16 protein-coding genes and 1 pseudogene are annotated in these 15,771 nt (G+C 66.7%); 8 read left to right on the top strand and 9 right to left on the bottom strand.

What is annotated here, in order from left to right; translation table 11 throughout:
• Positions 1-2 precede the first annotated feature (2 nt).
• Complete coding sequence (locus tag AC3A6P_RS22725) at positions 3-779, bottom strand: sulfite exporter TauE/SafE family protein (RefSeq protein WP_487694077.1); 777 nt, start codon at positions 777-779, stop codon at positions 3-5.
• On the bottom strand, positions 776-1,705 hold the full coding sequence (locus AC3A6P_RS22730) for an alpha/beta hydrolase family protein (RefSeq protein ID WP_487694078.1): 930 nt from the start codon (positions 1,703-1,705) through the stop codon (positions 776-778). Before AC3A6P_RS22730 ends, AC3A6P_RS22725 begins: the two co-directional genes overlap by 4 nt.
• 274 nt (positions 1,706-1,979) lie before the next feature.
• Between AC3A6P_RS22730 and dnaK the strand changes: the two genes are divergently transcribed.
• The 4 genes from dnaK to AC3A6P_RS22750 are packed head-to-tail and all read left to right on the top strand — an operon-like array spanning position 1,980 to position 6,077.
• A complete protein-coding gene (gene dnaK, locus AC3A6P_RS22735) occupies positions 1,980-3,839 on the top strand; it encodes a molecular chaperone DnaK (RefSeq protein WP_487694080.1) in 1,860 nt (619 codons plus the stop codon).
• Positions 3,836-4,459, top strand: coding sequence for a nucleotide exchange factor GrpE (gene grpE / locus AC3A6P_RS22740; protein ID WP_487694081.1), 624 nt, complete (start codon positions 3,836-3,838; stop codon positions 4,457-4,459). The genes dnaK and grpE overlap by 4 nt, the downstream gene beginning before the upstream one ends.
• A 41-nt stretch (positions 4,460-4,500) precedes the next feature.
• Positions 4,501-5,694 carry a molecular chaperone DnaJ gene (gene dnaJ / locus AC3A6P_RS22745; RefSeq protein WP_487694082.1) on the top strand — a complete coding sequence of 398 codons (1,194 nt, stop codon included), beginning with the start codon at positions 4,501-4,503 and terminating at the stop codon, positions 5,692-5,694.
• On the top strand, positions 5,691-6,077 hold the full coding sequence (locus AC3A6P_RS22750) for a heat shock protein transcriptional repressor HspR (protein WP_487694083.1): 387 nt from the start codon (positions 5,691-5,693) through the stop codon (positions 6,075-6,077). The genes dnaJ and AC3A6P_RS22750 overlap by 4 nt, the downstream gene beginning before the upstream one ends.
• 45 nt (positions 6,078-6,122) lie before the next feature.
• Here the strand turns inward: AC3A6P_RS22750 and AC3A6P_RS22755 are convergent, their stop codons facing one another.
• Together AC3A6P_RS22755 and AC3A6P_RS22760 are read right to left on the bottom strand one after the other, a co-directional pair.
• Positions 6,123-7,007, bottom strand: coding sequence for an aldose 1-epimerase (locus AC3A6P_RS22755; protein WP_487694084.1), 885 nt, complete (start codon positions 7,005-7,007; stop codon positions 6,123-6,125).
• A 149-nt stretch (positions 7,008-7,156) separates the two neighbouring features.
• A complete protein-coding gene (locus AC3A6P_RS22760; RefSeq protein ID WP_487694085.1) occupies positions 7,157-8,314 on the bottom strand; it encodes an FAD-binding oxidoreductase in 1,158 nt (385 codons plus the stop codon).
• Between the two features lie 58 nt (positions 8,315-8,372).
• Between AC3A6P_RS22760 and AC3A6P_RS22765 the strand changes: the two genes are divergently transcribed.
• Positions 8,373-8,642 carry a hypothetical protein gene (locus AC3A6P_RS22765; protein WP_487694086.1) on the top strand — a complete coding sequence of 90 codons (270 nt, stop codon included), beginning with the start codon at positions 8,373-8,375 and terminating at the stop codon, positions 8,640-8,642.
• Here the strand turns inward: AC3A6P_RS22765 and AC3A6P_RS22770 are convergent.
• Positions 8,621-9,640, bottom strand: a complete 1,020-nt coding sequence (locus AC3A6P_RS22770; RefSeq protein WP_487694088.1) for an ABC transporter permease — start codon at positions 9,638-9,640, stop codon at positions 8,621-8,623. The two genes, AC3A6P_RS22765 and AC3A6P_RS22770, sit on opposite strands and share 22 nt — an antisense overlap.
• A 95-nt stretch (positions 9,641-9,735) precedes the next feature.
• On the opposite strand from AC3A6P_RS22770, the gene AC3A6P_RS22775 reads away from it, so the two are divergent.
• Positions 9,736-10,377 carry a TetR/AcrR family transcriptional regulator gene (locus tag AC3A6P_RS22775; RefSeq protein ID WP_487694089.1) on the top strand — a complete coding sequence of 214 codons (642 nt, stop codon included), beginning with the start codon at positions 9,736-9,738 and terminating at the stop codon, positions 10,375-10,377.
• Here the strand turns inward: AC3A6P_RS22775 and AC3A6P_RS22780 are convergent.
• Together AC3A6P_RS22780 and AC3A6P_RS22785 are read right to left on the bottom strand one after the other, a co-directional pair.
• Positions 10,365-11,474, bottom strand: a complete 1,110-nt coding sequence (locus AC3A6P_RS22780; protein ID WP_487694091.1) for a GGDEF domain-containing protein — start codon at positions 11,472-11,474, stop codon at positions 10,365-10,367. The two genes, AC3A6P_RS22775 and AC3A6P_RS22780, sit on opposite strands and share 13 nt — an antisense overlap.
• A 61-nt stretch (positions 11,475-11,535) precedes the next feature.
• Positions 11,536-12,204 carry a GAP family protein gene (locus tag AC3A6P_RS22785; protein WP_487694092.1) on the bottom strand — a complete coding sequence of 223 codons (669 nt, stop codon included), beginning with the start codon at positions 12,202-12,204 and terminating at the stop codon, positions 11,536-11,538.
• Positions 12,205-12,291: 87 nt separating this feature from the next.
• Here AC3A6P_RS22785 and AC3A6P_RS22790 point away from each other — a divergent pair, with 87 nt between their 5' ends.
• Both AC3A6P_RS22790 and AC3A6P_RS22795 read left to right on the top strand, forming a co-directional pair.
• Positions 12,292-13,704 (top strand): guanine deaminase, encoded by a 1,413-nt coding sequence (locus AC3A6P_RS22790; RefSeq protein ID WP_487694093.1) that lies wholly within the window; start codon positions 12,292-12,294, stop codon positions 13,702-13,704.
• Positions 13,701-14,654 (top strand): antibiotic biosynthesis monooxygenase, encoded by a 954-nt coding sequence (locus AC3A6P_RS22795; RefSeq protein ID WP_487694094.1) that lies wholly within the window; start codon positions 13,701-13,703, stop codon positions 14,652-14,654. The genes AC3A6P_RS22790 and AC3A6P_RS22795 overlap by 4 nt, the downstream gene beginning before the upstream one ends.
• A gap of 7 nt (positions 14,655-14,661) precedes the next feature.
• Here AC3A6P_RS22795 and AC3A6P_RS22800 read toward each other — a convergent pair.
• Together AC3A6P_RS22800 and AC3A6P_RS22805 are read right to left on the bottom strand one after the other, a co-directional pair.
• A pseudogene (locus AC3A6P_RS22800) lies at positions 14,662-14,868 on the bottom strand (S-(hydroxymethyl)mycothiol dehydrogenase); the annotation flags it as partial.
• Between the two features lie 17 nt (positions 14,869-14,885).
• The gene (locus tag AC3A6P_RS22805; RefSeq protein ID WP_487694095.1) at positions 14,886-15,695 is read right to left on the bottom strand and encodes a helix-turn-helix domain-containing protein; all 810 of its coding nucleotides are present in this window, start codon (positions 15,693-15,695) and stop codon (positions 14,886-14,888) included.
• Positions 15,696-15,771 lie beyond the last annotated feature (76 nt).

Below are 15,771 nucleotides of genomic sequence, written 5' to 3' on the forward strand. Positions count from 1 at the left end.
GGTCAGTCGAACACCAGGATCTTGACCAGGGCGACAACGCCGATCACCAGGATGCAGGCCCGCAGCACCATGGGCGGGAGCCGCCGGCCGTACCGCGCGCCGAGATAACCGCCGAGGAACGCCCCGGCCGAGATCAGTGCGACCACCGACCAGTCGATGCGGTCCGTCGCGACGATCATGAACAGAATCGCAGCCACTCCGTTCACCACGGTGGCGAGCACGTTTTTGATCGCAGTCAGGCGCTGGATGCCGTCGCTGAGGATCATGCTCATGAGTCCGACGAGCAGAATGCCCTGCGCCGCACCGAAATAACCGCCGTAGATGCCAAGGACGAAGATCCCGGCGGTCAGCAGCACCTGGGAGAGTGTGCCCGGGGGCCCGTGGTGCCGCGCCGCGGCCGACCGGCGCTGCACACTGGGCCCGATGATCACCATGAGCAGCCCGATCGCGATCAGCACGGGCACGATCGCCTTGAACGAGTCGTCGGGAAGCACCAGCAGCAGGACAGCGCCCACCAGTGCGCCCGCCACGGAGGCGGGAGCCAGTTTCAGCAGGACGTCCCGGTTGGGGCGTAGCTCGCGGCGATACCCGTAGACGCCGGAGACGCCACCGGCGACCATGCCGATGTTGTTGGAGATGTTCGCCGTCAGCGGCGGATAACCGAACAGCAGCAGCGTCGGGAAGGTGACCAGAGTGCCCGACCCGACGATGGTGTTGATCGCGCCGGCCCACACCCCGGCCACGAAGATCACCGAGGGTTCGAGCAGGGCCTCGATCATCGGGCGGTGCGCGAGCCGGCGAGGTGTCGGTCGAGAAACGCGATCACCCCGTCGATGGCGCGTTCCTGGATGTCGTCGACCTGGACCCGGCCGTCCGCGCCAGCGACCGGGAACACATAGCCGTGCAAGGGGTGATCCCACGAGACCCATTCGGCGTTCTTCCCGCTGGCGGCCAGCAGGTCGTAACTGATCCGGAAGATGCCCTGGAGGTGATCGTCATCGCGTCCCATCACCAGCATGGGTAGCGAGATGGGCGCGATCCGATCCAGGGCCAGCGGTTCGTTGATGCGGGAACGGACGAACGCCGGGTCGCGCATCTGCATCGCCTCGATGTTGCGCAGCTGCGTGTCGGGATTGGTGAACGCTGTGTCGTCCGGGGTGAGATCGAGGAACTCGTGATTGGCGGGCTCGCAGGCGATTCCCGCTCTGAGCGGGCTGTCGTACTGCGAGGCGATCTTGAACAGCATCTCGCCGGCATGGCTCACCCCCAGGTGCCCGAGCCGGTCGGCGTCGATCTGCGGGTGCCGGGCTACGTCGGCCAGGATGGCGAGCTCGTCCTCGAACTCCAGCGGCGACCGGCTCATCAGATCCATGCCCTGTCGCCGGTCCACGACCAGCGGCCCGCCCCGGTGGAATCCGAGTTCGACTTCGGTCCGATATCGGCCCCAGGCGCAGGCGTAGCCGGCATCGAGGAGGCGCTCCATGATGTAGCCGTGGGTGGCGACCCGGCGGCGCAGCCATTCCAGGCCACCGCCGCCGTTGCCGTAGGCCAGGAACACGAACGGCAGGCCGGCAGGGGCTTCCGCCGGGAGGCGCAGTGCGTAGGGAACGTAGAGCCCGTCGAAGGTCTCGGCCAGGCGGTAGCTGACCGGCCGGGACGATCCGGGCACGGGCTCGGTGATCACGGGAAAGCCCGTTGCCGGCATGAGGCCGCTCCTGTCGACTGGCCAGTGCTGTGCAATCGATTGCAACACACGCGGGTCGTTTTGGGAAGGAGGGTGATCGGGAAACCCGGCGTGGCGGCGGTCCGGCGAGGGCGATGAGCGGCCCGGGAACAAAACCGCGATGGTCTCAGTTGACCCATTCGACACCAACTTGAGTGCATTAGACTCAACTCTGAGTTGACAGCAGACGGTCAACGGGAGCAATCTTGAGTCCGGTCCACTCAGACCCCTATCAAGCTATTCAGGAGGCACCACTATGGCTCGTGCGGTCGGTATCGACCTCGGGACCACCAACTCCGTCGTATCGGTTCTCGAAGGTGGCGACCCCGTCGTCGTCGCGAACTCTGAGGGCTCCCGTACCACCCCGTCCGTCGTCGCGTTCGCGCGCAACGGTGAGGTGCTGGTCGGTCAGCCCGCCAAGAACCAGGCGGTGACCAACGTCGATCGCACCATCCGGTCGGTCAAGCGCCACATGGGCACTGACTGGTCCGTGGAGATCGACGGCAAGAACTACACCCCTCAGGAGATCAGCGCCCGTGTGCTGATGAAGCTCAAGCGCGACGCCGAGAGCTACCTGGGTGAGGACATCACCGACGCGGTGATCACCGTGCCCGCGTACTTCAACGACGCTCAGCGTCAGGCCACCAAGGAAGCCGGTCAGATCGCCGGCCTCAATGTGCTGCGCATCGTCAACGAGCCCACCGCGGCCGCGCTGGCGTACGGCCTGGACAAGGGCGAGAAGGAACAGACCATCCTGGTCTTCGACCTCGGTGGCGGCACGTTCGACGTTTCGCTGCTCGAGATCGGTGACGGCGTGGTCGAGGTCCGCGCGACCTCCGGCGACAACCACCTCGGTGGTGACGACTGGGACGAGCGCGTCGTGACCTGGCTGGTCGACAAGTTCAAGGGCACCTCGGGCATCGACCTGACCAAGGACAAGATGGCCATGCAGCGGCTGCGGGAAGCCGCCGAGAAGGCCAAGATCGAACTGAGCTCGAGCCAGAGCACCTCGATCAACCTGCCCTACATCACCGTCGACGCCGACAAGAACCCGCTGTTCCTCGACGAGCAGCTGACCCGCGCCGAGTTCCAGCGCATCACGCAGGACCTGCTGGATCGCACCCGTCAGCCCTTCCAGTCCGTGATCAAGGACGCCGGCATCTCGGTGGCCGACATCGACCACGTGGTGCTCGTCGGTGGTTCCACCCGTATGCCCGCGGTCACCGAACTGGTCAAGGAACTGACCGGCGGCCAGGAGCCCAACAAGGGCGTCAACCCCGACGAGGTCGTCGCCGTGGGCGCCGCGCTGCAGGCCGGTGTGCTCAAGGGTGAGGTGAAAGACGTTCTGCTGCTTGACGTCACCCCGCTGTCGCTCGGTATCGAGACCAAGGGCGGCGTGATGACCAAGCTGATCGAGCGCAACACCACCATCCCCACCAAGCGGTCGGAGACCTTCACCACCGCTGACGACAATCAGCCGTCGGTGCAGATCCAGGTGTTCCAGGGTGAGCGCGAAATCGCCTCGCACAACAAGCTGCTCGGCTCCTTCGAGCTGACCGGCATCCCGCCGGCCCCGCGCGGCGTGCCGCAGATCGAGGTCACCTTCGACATCGACGCCAACGGCATCGTGCACGTCACCGCCAAGGACAAGGGCACCGGCAAGGAGAACACGATCAAGATCCAGGAGGGCTCCGGCCTCTCCAAGGAAGAGATCGACCGGATGATCAAGGACGCCGAAGCGCACGCCGACGAAGATCGGAAGCGTCGCGAAGAGGCCGACGTCCGCAACCAGGCCGAGTCGCTGGTCTACCAGACGGAGAAGTTCGTCAAGGAACAGCGCGAAGCCGAGGGTGGCTCGAAGGTCCCCGAAGACACCTTGACCAAGGTCGACGGTGCCATCGCCGAGGCGAAGACGGCTCTGGCCGGCACCGACATCTCTGCCATCAAGGCCGCCATGGAGAAGTTGGGCCAGGAGAGCCAGGCTCTGGGTCAGGCGATCTACGAAGCCACGCAGGCCGAGCAGGCCGCCGGCGCAGACGCCAGCGGTGCCAGCAAGAACAGTGACGACGACGTGGTGGATGCCGAGGTCGTCGACGACGACCAGGAGCGCAAGTGAGCCAGAACGATCCGCAGGAGCCGGTGACTGTCACCGACAAACGGCGCATCGATCCGACCACCGGCGAAGTACGCGAACCGAACTCCGGCCCGGCCCCCAGTGGGCCGGCGCCGGAGGCGGCGCCCGCTGATTCAGCTGACACCGACGAGGTCTCCGACCTCAAGGCCACGCTGCAGCGGGTGAAGGCGGAGTACGACAACTACCGCAAGCGTTCCGTGCGTCAGGAGCAGGCCGCCGCCGACCGCGCCAAGGCCACCGTCGTGCACCAGCTGTTGCCGGTGCTCGACGACCTGGACCGGGCCCGTAGCCATGGTGACCTGGAGACCGGGCCGCTGAAGTCGGTGGCCGACAAGCTCGCCACCGCTCTCGACGGCGTGGGGCTGGCGGCGTTCGGCGCCGAGGGCGATCCGTTCGATCCCTCACTGCACGAAGCCGTGCAGCACGAGGGTGACGGGTCCAATCCGGTGATCGGCACCGTGATGCGTCAGGGCTACCGCCTCGGCGAGCAGGTGTTGCGGCACGCACTCGTCGGCGTGGTCGATGCGCCCGCCGAGGACTTGAGCCCCGACACGACCGAGAACTCCGGCGCGACAGCCGATCAGGCGACAGAATCTAAGTGAGGCGTACACGACGATGAAGACAGGTAAGGAGGTGACGCACGATGGCCCAGCGAGAATGGGTTGAGAAGGACTTCTACAAGGAGCTCGGCGTCTCCTCTGACGCCGGCCCCGACGAGATCAAGCGCGCCTACCGCAAGCTGGCCTCCGAACTGCATCCCGACAAGAACCCTGACAACCCCACCGCCACCGAGCGGTTCAAGGCGGTGTCCGAGGCGTACAGCGTGCTCTCGGATGACGCCAAGAAGAAGGAGTACGACGAAACCCGCCGCCTGTTCGCGGGCGGCGGTTTCGGTCGGCGGTTCAACGGCGGCGGTACCGGCGGTGCCAGCGGCTTCCCGGGCGGGTTCGGCTCCGACGGTGCCGAGTTCAACCTCGGCGATCTGTTCGACGCCGCCGGCCAGACCGGTGGGACGAACATCGGCGACCTGTTCGGTGGGCTGTTCGGGCGCGGCGCGCAACAGCGCCCGAGCCGCCCCCGGCGTGGCAACGACCTGGAGACCGAGACCGAACTCGACTTCCTGGAAGCCACCAAGGGTGTCGCGATGCCACTGCGGCTGACCAGCCCGGCACCGTGCACCAACTGCCATGGCAGCGGAGCGCGCCCGGGCACCAGCCCGAAGGTGTGCCCGAGCTGCAACGGCGCCGGCGTCATCAACCGCAACCAGGGTGCGTTCGGATTCTCCGAGCCCTGCACCGAATGCCGGGGCAGCGGCTCGATCATCGAGCACCCGTGTGACGAGTGCAAGGGCACCGGCGTGACCACCAGGACCCGCACCATCAATGTGCGGATTCCCCCGGGAGTCGAAGACGGCCAGCGCATCAGACTGGCCGGACAAGGTGAGGCCGGACTTCGCGGGGCGCCCTCGGGTGACCTCTATGTCACCGTGCACGTGCGTCCGGACAAGGTGTTCGGTCGTGACGGGGACGATCTCACCGTGACCGTTCCGGTCAGCTTCCACGAGTTGGCTTTGGGCACAACGCTTTCGGTTCCGACGCTGGAGGGCAAGGTCGGTGTGCGGGTGCCCAAGGGCACCGCTGACGGCCGGATCCTGCGGGTGCGTGGCCGAGGAGTGCCCAAGCGCAGTGGCGGTCATGGTGATCTGCTGGTGACCGTGAAGGTGGCGGTGCCGCCGAGCCTCGAGGGCGAGGCGCTGGAGGCGCTGGAGGCCTACGCCGCCGCCGAGCGCGCCAGCGGTTTCGATCCGCGGTCCGGATGGGCGGGCAACCGGCTATGAGCAAGGCAGATCGAGCTGCGGAAGCACGGACATTCCTTATCTCGGTCGCTGCCGAGCTGGCCGGTATGCACGCGCAGACGCTGCGGACCTATGACCGGCTCGGGCTGGTCAGTCCGCAGCGCAGCTCGGGCGGCGGCCGGCGGTATTCGCAGCGTGATGTCGACCTGCTGCGCGAGGTGCAGCGACTCTCACAGGATGAGGGCGTGAATCTCGCTGGTATCAAACGCATCATTGAGCTGACCAATCAGGTCGAGGCGCTGCAGGGCCGGGTGCAGGAGATGGCGCAGGAGATCGAGATGCTGCGGACCAATCAGCGCCGCGATGTCGGGCCACCCAAGACGAGTACGGCACTCGTGGTCTGGCAGCCCCGAAATCGACGATGACACCCGGAGCTTGCGGAGGGCGGCGCCCCAGCGTGTGGTGACCGCTTAGACGCTGATGGTGAATTCCGCCAGGCTCGGTGTGCCGGGCTCGGCGGTCCGGTACCCGCCCCGGGTCAGTGCATCGGTGGGCGCGGCCATCGGCTCGAAGCAGATGACGTCCTCCCCGGGCGGGGCGAAGATCTGCGCGGCGGGGTACCCCTGCACGAACCGCACCTCGATACGCCGGCCCGCACCGGACACCGCGAACACCGAACCGTCGGCGACCTCGTCGTACCCGTCATCGAAGGTCTTGTCGCCCAACAGCTCCCGCTCTGCTTCCTGCCTGGTGGCAGCTCCGGTGGGGATACCCCGGTCATCAACGGCCAGGTGTCGCATCGCGGGTGTCTCCACCAGCCACTGATCGCGCGGCACGCCGGGCAGTTGCAGGTACGGGTGGAAACCGAAGCACAACGGAACCCCGACGTCGCCGGTGGCGCTGACCACGGTCTGGATCGTCAACGTCCGCGCCCGCAGCGTGACGGAGACATCGACGGTGTGGGGGAACGGGAAACTGGCCAGCAGTTCGGGATGGCCGGCGAAGTCGAACGACGCGACCAGTTCGTCGGCGGTCTCGGAGACCACCTGCCAGTCCTTGTGGGCGGCCAGCAGGCCGTGGATCAGCAGTCCGTTCGGATCGGTGCGCACCCCGGCGCCATCCGGTGCGATGTCCACCTTGATGCCCGAAGCCTCAAAAGTATTGCTGCTCAACCGGTTGGCCCACGGATAGAGCAGCGGCAGACCCATCGTCTTGCCGTCGGAGATGTACTTGTCCAGGCCGCGCCGTTGCCCCAGCAGCTCGACACCGTCGTCGGTCAGCGAGATGCCGATCATCCCGGCGCCGGGGACGAACTGCGCCGCGACGGGTCCGTCATGAAGAGTGACGATGTGCATGTCCCGAGCCTAGCGGGCGGCGTCTGTGCTTCGTCGATTTCTGCGCCACGGCGGTGCACCGCGCGATTTCACGACCCTGGTGCAGAAAACGACGGCGCGGCAGGGGACTGCGGAGAAATGGGGCGACAGGGGAGTTGCACGGACGGACCCTAGCCCCCCAGCGGGTCAAACTGAATGCGTTCGGGCGGCGCGCCTTTGGCGATCAGCGCCGCGCGGGCCCTGGGCACCATCTGCGGCCCGCCCGCGATGAGGATCTGGCGATCACCCCAGCCGCCGTAGCGGGTCACCACGTCGGGTAACAAGCCCTTCTGCCGCACGTGCAGACCCCGCGGCGGATGCGGATCCGGATATTCGGGCGCCCAGGGGGGATCGGTGTCGTACTCCGAGACGGGTGTGACCGACAGCCACGGATTGGTGGAGGCGATCTCCCACAGGGTGCGCAGGTCATAGAGTTCGCAGGGGTAACGGGCGCCGAAGAACAGGTGCACGCGCGGATTGACCCCGAATCGGCACAGGTCCATGATGATCGCCCGCAGGGGGGCCAGCCCGGTGCTGCCGGCCACCATCAACACGTCACCTGCGTCGCGATTCACCTCGAGGCCCCCGTGCGGGCTCGACAACCGCCACCGATCGCCGGGCCGGGTCTCCTCGACGATCGCGGTGCTGGCCATGCCACCCGAGACGGCCCGGACGTGGAACTCGATGCCGCCGTCGGGTTGTGCGGGGATGGCCGGCGACAGATAACGCCACCGGCGCGGCCACTGCGGCACTTCGACGTTGACGTACTGGCCCGGGTGGTAGTCCATGGGGCGGTCGAGGTACAGCCGGACCACCGCCAGATCGCGCGAGACGCGGTGGTGTTCGGCCACCGTACCCTCCCACCAGGCGGGGCCTTCCTCGGCGGCGGCGGCCCCGCTCATGACACCGCCGATCAGGTTGATGGCCTGCCGGGCGGCGTCCTCGACGGCCGGTGTCCAGGCCGGGCCGAGCTCATTGCTCAAGGTCGCATACAGTGCGTGCGCCAGCGTCTCGTAGTGCTTGGCGGCGACGCCGTACTTGCGGTGGTCGCGGCCCAGCTGGGCCAGGAAGGCCACCGGCTCGTTGGCGCGCTGTGCGATGAACTCACCGAGCAGCCAGTTCAGCGCCTGGCCGAAGACCGCACGCTGACCGGTCATGTCGGGCGGGAACATGTCGCGCACCGACTCATCGATGGCGAACCAGGTGGTGTAGAACCGGCCGACCATCGCATCGGAGTTGAGTAGGGCGGACTGCAGCACGGCGAGTGCTTCGCGATCTTCCAGGCCCACTCGCGCGATTTTAAGCCTTACACTGACCGCCGAGCTGACCGATGCCAGGAGGCTGCGAGTGTCCCGGTTCTGGAGTTACGTGCGCTTCCAGCTGATGATGTTCGTCTTTGGCATCGTGGGCCCGATTTTCTTGATCGGTTACTTCGCCGCGCAGCCCGACCCGACGCTGAAATGGATGTACTGGTGGGGGCTGTTCATCACCGCAGCGGATGTGCTGTTGGCGTTATGGGCGACCAGCGCACTGGACCGCAGCACGTCCGACTATGACCTGGCGCGCCGGTTGGAGCTGGCAGCGCGGTTGGGGCGTCAACGGTCTGATCCCGAATAACGCAGCGCCGCAATACCTATCAGCAGTGCACCGGCCAGCGCCCAGCATGCCAGGACAGTGATGGCGCCGGCAGCGGTCGCGCCGGAGAAGGGTTCCGGGAAGTAGGCCGTCGACCGGAGCAGGGTCGCGTTGGCGCCTTGGGGAAGCAATTGTCCGAAGGCTCCCCATCCGCGCGGCAGGAGTTCCGGTGCACCGGCGAGGCCAGACAGCGGGTTGCCGAGCAGTACGCCCACCGCGGCGGCGATGCCGATACCGGCGCGTCCGAACAGTGATCCGAGGCCCAGCACCGGCAGTCCCATCGCGAGTACACCGAGCAGCAGGCCGGCGCTGACGGCCCAGAAGTGGGCGTCGATGGAGCCGAACGCGAAGCGCAGCAGTGTGGTGATGGTCAGCGTCATCAGTACCGCCGCGGTGGCGAACGCACCCAGGCGGAGCCAGGGCCGATTCGGGAAGGTCAGTAGCAGTGCGGCGGCGGGCAGAATGCCGGCCAACGTGAGGGGCAGTGCGGCGGCCGACAACCCGACTCCGCGCGGGTCGGTGCTCGGCAGTGGGGCGGCGTCTTCAGTGGCTACCGGCACGCCGGAATGCTGCGACAGTGCCGCGCCAATCTGGCTGAGGGACTGGGCGATCATCGGACTGCCACCGCTGGCGATCAGCACCGTGGGGCCCTGCGGTGTCACAACGACGCCGCCGTAGACGTCGCGGCGGGTGATCGCCTCACGCAGTGCGGCTTCGTCACCGTAGTTGGTGACGAGGAAGCCTCCGGGTGCGCTCTGTGTCAACCGTTCTTCGATCTGTGCGGCGGACGCGGCCGGGCCGGCGACCCCGATCGGCACGTCGTGTGGGGCGGACTTGGCGGCGGGCAGGGCGAACGCAATGAACACCACCGCCAGGGCCGCGGTCAGACCCAGGATGATCCGGGCGGCGTGGCCCAGGGGTGAGCTCGGGTGCGCGGGGGCGGCATGCCGACTGGGCGCGGGAACGGTGTTGGTGGCCATCTCACGACTCTTTTCACCGACGGTTGAATTACTGAGCGCAGCGTAACGCGACGAGCCAATCTTTTCAACAGTCGGTGAAATGTTAATGTCGTCTCATGCCCTCACCTGCGCCGACCTCGAGGAGACGGGGCCGCCGGCAGGGGAGTCCGGTATCCCGCAATGCGGTGTTGACCGCCGCCAAACAACGGTTCGCCGAGCAGGGTTACGAGAAGACGACGCTGCGCCAGATCGCCACCGACGCCCACGTCGACCCATCGATGGTGCTGTATCTGTTCGGTTCCAAGGACGGCCTGTTCCGGGAAGCGATGAAGCTGATCATCGACCCCCAGCGATTGGTCGACGCCATCGCCGGCGGCGGCGCCGACAATCTCGGTACCCGACTGGTGCGTACCTATCTGGGCATCTGGGATGACCCCGAAACCGGGGCCAGTATGGTGGCGATGCTCTCGTCGGCGACGTCCAACCCCGACGCGAACCAGGCGTTTCGCGACTTCATGCGCGAGTACGTCCTGACCGCGGTCTCCGGCGCACTCGGCGGCGGGCCGGACACCAGGCTGCGCGCGGTGCTGGCTGCCACGAACATGATCGGGACGGTATTCCTGCGCTACATCATGCGCGTGGGTCCGCTCGCAGAGGTGTCCACCGAGGAGGCCGTGCGGATGATCGCCCCCAGCGTGCAGCGTTACCTCACCGCCGACGTCGACGAATTGGGCCTGCCCGACGGCTACAGGCCGTGAGTGTCGTGGGGTGCCGGGAAATCCGGGCGGTGACGCACCTGATTTCCGCCGGCACGCTTCGCCTCGTACATCGCTGAATCGGCAGCCCGGACCAACCTTTCGACCAGGTTCGCCTCGAGCTGAAGGGAACCGCCCGCCAGCGGAGCGCCACAGGTGCCGACGCTGGCCGTGACCGGGTAGGGCAGCGCTTCGATCGCGGCGCGCACCCATTCGGCCCGCGGCGCCGGATCCGCCGCACTGTGCCGATCGGCGATCACGAATTCCTCGCCGCCGATCCGACCGATCACCGCGGTGTCGCGGGAGTTCTCCCGCAGCGCCGCAGCCACACTGATGAGGGCTTGGTCGCCCGCGGCGTGTCCTTGAGTGTCGTTGAGCTGCTTGAACTCATCGAGATCGACCAGGGTGACCACGAGGTAGCGGTTGCTCGGGGCACTGTCTTGCATCTGGAGCTCGTGTGCTGCGCGATAGAACGCGCCCCGATTCAGCAGACCGGTGAGCGGATCAAAGCCCGAGTTCCTCAGGTCGCTGCGCAGGGAATGCGCCAGGGAATGGATGCCGAACGGCACTCCGACGTTGAGCGCGATGACGATGAGGAAAGCCGATGCGGCCAGCGCGACGTCACCCGTGCCGTGCAGGAGCCGACAGGCGCCGATCACTGCGCAGGCCATGGCGGCGCCGAGGTTGACCGTCATCAGGGCGACGGTGTGGAAATAGGCCACGAAGCCGCCGATGATGGCGAAGGTGGTGCAGCCCATCAGCGCGGCGTACGGGTCGGACTGGGACAGGCACGTCACTGCGATGACCCCGATCGCCACCATGGAAAACAGCATCGATTGCCGGCGGGTCGGCCAGCGCCGCAGCCACAACACCCCGCTTGCCGCCGCGACCAGCGACGAGATCAGTGACACCCCGATGGTGACGGGTCGGTCGGGGCCGGTGGGGCTGGCGATCAGGACCACCGGAATGAGCGCAAGCAACACCGTGAACACGAAGGTGGTGGCCCGCCAGCGTGATTGCAGACCACGATCACGCAGGTAGGCGCTGAACCAGTCGAACTGATCGGGTTGCCGCCACCATCGCTCGGCCGACACGACCATCAACAACTCCTGTGAAACGCTCGACCACCGGACCTTACCAGTGCGTCAAAACGTCCAACGGCTACAGACCGTGGACCCCTTTGTAGAGCACCATCACGCCGATCACCACCAGAATGCACGCCACCAACGCTGCGTTGTGCTTCTCCATCCAGGTCTTCACCCGGGTCAGGGTCGGATCCAGGCGCGAACCGGAGGCCACGTAGGCCAGAATCGGCAGCGCCACGGTCGACGCCGACAACACGACGAAGACGAAGACGGCACCGGTGCTGGCGCCGCCCAGTCCCGAGGTGCCGATCGCCAAACCGGCTGCCGCGCAGATGAACAACACCTTGGGATTGGCAACCGTCAGAAGGGCCCCGAGCGCCAGGGCTTTTCCGGGGCCGGCTTCGGTCAGGTGGCGTGCACCCGGCATCTGGTGCGGCTTGGAATGCCGCGTCGCCCAGCGAAAGATGCCGAACACGATCAGTGCGGCGCCGACGACAACGCGCAGCCACGATGCCCAGGTGGGTGGTTGGTCGTGCATGCCACCGAGCAGACTCGAGATGGCCAGGAACAACGCGGTCAGCCCAGCGAGTCCGGCCACCCACCCGGCGAGGAAGGCCAGGCCGGTTGGTTTCGGGCGCGGGGTGTGCAGCACCAGAACCGCGGGAATGATCGACAGCGGAGACAAGGCCACGACCAACGAGAGCGGAACAAGCTCTGTCAGTGCCGAACCCAAGCTGGTAGCCACGCCATGAACCTAGTGTCTGGGCAGCGGCCGTGCAGCCACTGTGTTCGTATTGCTCGTGTGGTTCCACACCGAATCGGAGGTTGCCGCATGACCCAGATCCACCTCGGCCACATCTTTCACATCGCCGGTGCCCCGACGGTCAGCGACGCAGCCGATGCGCTGGTCTCCATACCCGACGGTGCGCTGGTGATCGACGACGCGGGCGCCATCGTGTTCTGCGGCGACCGTGCGACTGCGCTCGACCGGCACGATTCGGCGACGGTGCACGACCATCGGCCGGGCTACCTGCTGCCCGGTTTCGTCGACACCCATATCCATTTCCCGCAGACCTATGCCGGCGACTCCTACGGTGGCGGGCAGCTGCTCGAGTGGCTCGATCTGTGCATCTTCCCGGCGGAGTCGCGGTTCGCCGACCCCGAGTTCGCCCGACGAGCCGCCGTTGAGTTCTGTGATCGCCGGGTCGCGGCGGGCACCACGGCGGCCCTGGTTTTCGGCTCGGCGTTCCCGCACGCCCAGGACGCGCTTTTCACCGAAACACAGCGCCGCGGCCTGCGCCTGGTCAGTGGTCGCGGCATCCAGACGGTAGGACCGGAATCGGCGGCGGCGCTGATCACTTCGGAGGAGGACGCCATCCGGCTGACCCGCGACGAGATCGACACCTGGCACGCCGCCGACACCGGGGACGTCGACACCGCCTTGCTGCATGTCGCGATCGTGCCCCGGTTCTCGTTGGCGGTGACCACCGAGACGCTGAGAAACCTTGGTGAGCTCTACGATTCGGTCCGTCATCGCGGTGTGTACGTGCACACCCACCTCAACGAGAACAACCGCCCCGGCACGGGCGAAGTGGACAGCACCAAACAGGCCTACCAGGTGGACTCGTACCTGGACACGTACGACGGCAAATTCCTGCCCGGGTCGAGTGTCGGCGGCAAGAGTCTGCTGGGCCGTCGCACCGTCCTGGCGCACTGCGTGCACTGCCAGGACGCCGAACTGGAGCGCATGGCAGAGACCGGGACCTCGATTGCGCACTGCCCGGTTTCGCAACTGTTCCTCGGGTCGGGCACCATGCCGTGGAAACGGACCGTCGCGTCCGGGGTGAACATCTCCGCCGGCACCGATTTCGGTGGCGGCGACGAGTGGCTGATCCCGCGGGTGCTCGGAGACGCCTTCAAGGTGCACATCACCGAACCCGACGGGGTGTCCATGCAACCCGCGGAGATGCTGTTCCTGGGAACCCTTGCCGGTGCACGGGCCCTCGACATGGAGAACCGCTTCGGTAACTTCGACCCGGGCAAGGAAGCCGACTTTGTGGTCGTCGATCCTTCCGCAGTGCCCGCGCTGGATTCGGCGCTCACCCACGGAGTGCGCTCCGGTGATCCCCGATTGGCAAGAGATCAAACGCTTTTCGCCCTGCTGATGGGACTGCGGGAAGCGGCGATCGTGCAGGTGTATGTCCAGGGGCGCCGGATCGCCGCGGGTTCGGCAGAACCGACGTGAGCACGCCCGCCACCGTTGTCAGCGTGTTCCACCAGGCTGGTGATGCGGTGGACTTCGATACATGGGCCGGGGATGTCGTGCATTCGGCCCGCTCCGCGGCAGGCTTCCGGTCGGGTCAGATCTCGCTGCATGACGCCGCATATCTCGACTGGGCCGTGGCGCTGACGTTCGACGACGACGCACAGTTGAACGCGTGGCTCGACGGCCCCGGCCGGGCTGCGGTATTGCAGGCGGGTAACGCGCGCGGTTACTACTTGCGGACAACGGATCTCGTGATGGTGGACGGCCAGCCCGGTCCCACCGGAGTCAACGCCTTCCGCCACGCGGTGTCACCGGGACGCGAGGCGGACTTCGCCGCAGCTCAGCGAGGGCTCAACGAGGCCAGCGCCGGGTATCCGGGGTTCGAGGGTGCCGCACTGTTCGGGCCCACCGTCGGCAACGAGTGGTTGTCGCTGGTGCGATACCGCACTGCAGAACAGCTTTCAGCGTGGAAAGCGTCCGCGGAACGGGCGCAGGCGCTGACCCCGCTGCGTTCGGTGCTCACCGAGGAATTCGCCCCGCTGACCTCTACGACACCATTCGCGACAACCGTGCGTATCGAGAACGGTCGCACACTCATGACGCCGAACTGGAAGTCGGCCATGATGGTGCTGCTCGTGCTCTATCCGACCGTGATGCTCTTGTCGCGATTCGCCGGTCCGTTTTTCGACGAATGGGGCGCGCCGCCGTGGCTCGCGCTCTGGCTGAGCCAGGTGCTGAGTATCTCGCTGATGCAGTGGTGGCTGATGCCGTGGGCCACCACACCCTTCAAGCGATGGCTGGACCCGGTCGACGGCCGTGGATGGCGGACCGGCTGCGCGGGAGCGTCGGTCATTGTGGCCGGTTACGCCGCGACGCTGGTGCTGTTCGCGTCCGTGCACTGGTTGCAGTTCTGGGATTACAACAGCTGATTCGGCGTCAGAGGATCACCACTGAGCGAAGGACTTCACCGGCGTGCATCTTGTGGAAAACGTCTTCGATGTCGGACAGGCCGATGCGTTCGGAGACGAATTTCTGCAACGGCCGCCCACCCTGCAGGTAGAGGCTGATGAGGGTGGGGAAGTCGACCAGCGGCATGTCCAGTTGCATGTCGGGGGTGGGCACGCCGGCGATGGCGGCATCTCCGACCCCGCCGCAGCCGATCAGTGTCCGTACTGATGCGGAACGGGAATGCGCACCACGAGAAGACAATCCGATGCCACGGCGCCGTTGTTGGCGAACCGGTGCGGGACCTCGGCATCAAGGCGGATCGAGTCGCCCGACTCGAGCTCGGTCGCCGTCTCGTTGATGTGGACCGTCAGCGTCCCGCTCTGTACGACCACCACTTCCTGTCCTTCGTGACGCACCAGCTCCGAGCCTGTGTGTGAACCCGGCTCCAGGTGAAGCGATGCCACCTCCAGTCCGTGCTCGCGGCTGCGCTGGATCACCCGGCGCACCACTCCGCGCCCGATCGTCAGCTGTTGCTGCTCGTCGTAGCGCACCAGTGAAAGGCTTGGCGCTGAGGACGATTGGAACAGCTCACCGACAGCGACACCCATGGCCGAGGCGATGGCCACCAGCGATCCCACCGACACACCGGTCTTGCCGCGCTCCAGCATGGACAGCATCGAAACACTCAGTCCGGTGGTGGTGGAGATGTCGACGAGGGTCAGGCCCCGCTCAGCGCGAACACGCCGGATCTCGGCGCCGAGCCGTCGAGTTGCGAGCTCCGATGCAGACTCCGCGTCGGGGGAGGCGGGTCGACGAGCCGGCTGAGGGACGAGGCCGGTGAGGGAGGGCTCGCCTGGGGATGAGGCGGGTCGACGAGCCGGCTGAGGGACGAGGCCGGTGAGGGAGGGCTCGCCTGGGGATGAGGTGGGTCGACGAGCCGGCTGAGGGACGAGGCCGGTGAGGGAGGGCTCGCCTGGGGATGAGGCGCTTTCGCCACCGACGCTCATGTACCTCCTCGACATTCGGCCAGGATCGACTGCAGTACGACTGGAACGCGGGGTCCACACTGTGCACCGCGGGTTGGCGGCATGCGGGGGA

The sequence above is a fragment of the Mycobacterium sp. Soil_C_30 genome (assembly GCF_057656995.1).

Excerpts from the sequence above, each read along its gene's own strand:
- AC3A6P_RS22725 (WP_487694077.1), bottom strand. The coding sequence starts at position 779 with ATGATCGAGGCCCTGCTCGAACCCTCGGTGATCTTCGTGGCCGGGGTG.
- AC3A6P_RS22730 (WP_487694078.1), bottom strand. The coding sequence starts at position 1,705 with ATGCCGGCAACGGGCTTTCCCGTGATCACCGAGCCCGTGCCCGGATCG.
- dnaK (WP_487694080.1), top strand. The coding sequence starts at position 1,980 with ATGGCTCGTGCGGTCGGTATCGACCTCGGGACCACCAACTCCGTCGTA.
- dnaJ (WP_487694082.1), top strand. The coding sequence starts at position 4,501 with ATGGCCCAGCGAGAATGGGTTGAGAAGGACTTCTACAAGGAGCTCGGC.
- AC3A6P_RS22750 (WP_487694083.1), top strand. The coding sequence starts at position 5,691 with ATGAGCAAGGCAGATCGAGCTGCGGAAGCACGGACATTCCTTATCTCG.
- AC3A6P_RS22755 (WP_487694084.1), bottom strand. The coding sequence starts at position 7,007 with ATGCACATCGTCACTCTTCATGACGGACCCGTCGCGGCGCAGTTCGTC.
- AC3A6P_RS22770 (WP_487694088.1), bottom strand. The coding sequence starts at position 9,640 with ATGGCCACCAACACCGTTCCCGCGCCCAGTCGGCATGCCGCCCCCGCG.
- AC3A6P_RS22775 (WP_487694089.1), top strand. The coding sequence starts at position 9,736 with ATGCCCTCACCTGCGCCGACCTCGAGGAGACGGGGCCGCCGGCAGGGG.
- AC3A6P_RS22780 (WP_487694091.1), bottom strand. The coding sequence starts at position 11,474 with ATGGTCGTGTCGGCCGAGCGATGGTGGCGGCAACCCGATCAGTTCGAC.
- AC3A6P_RS22790 (WP_487694093.1), top strand. The coding sequence starts at position 12,292 with ATGACCCAGATCCACCTCGGCCACATCTTTCACATCGCCGGTGCCCCG.
- AC3A6P_RS22805 (WP_487694095.1), bottom strand. The coding sequence starts at position 15,695 with ATGTCGAGGAGGTACATGAGCGTCGGTGGCGAAAGCGCCTCATCCCCA.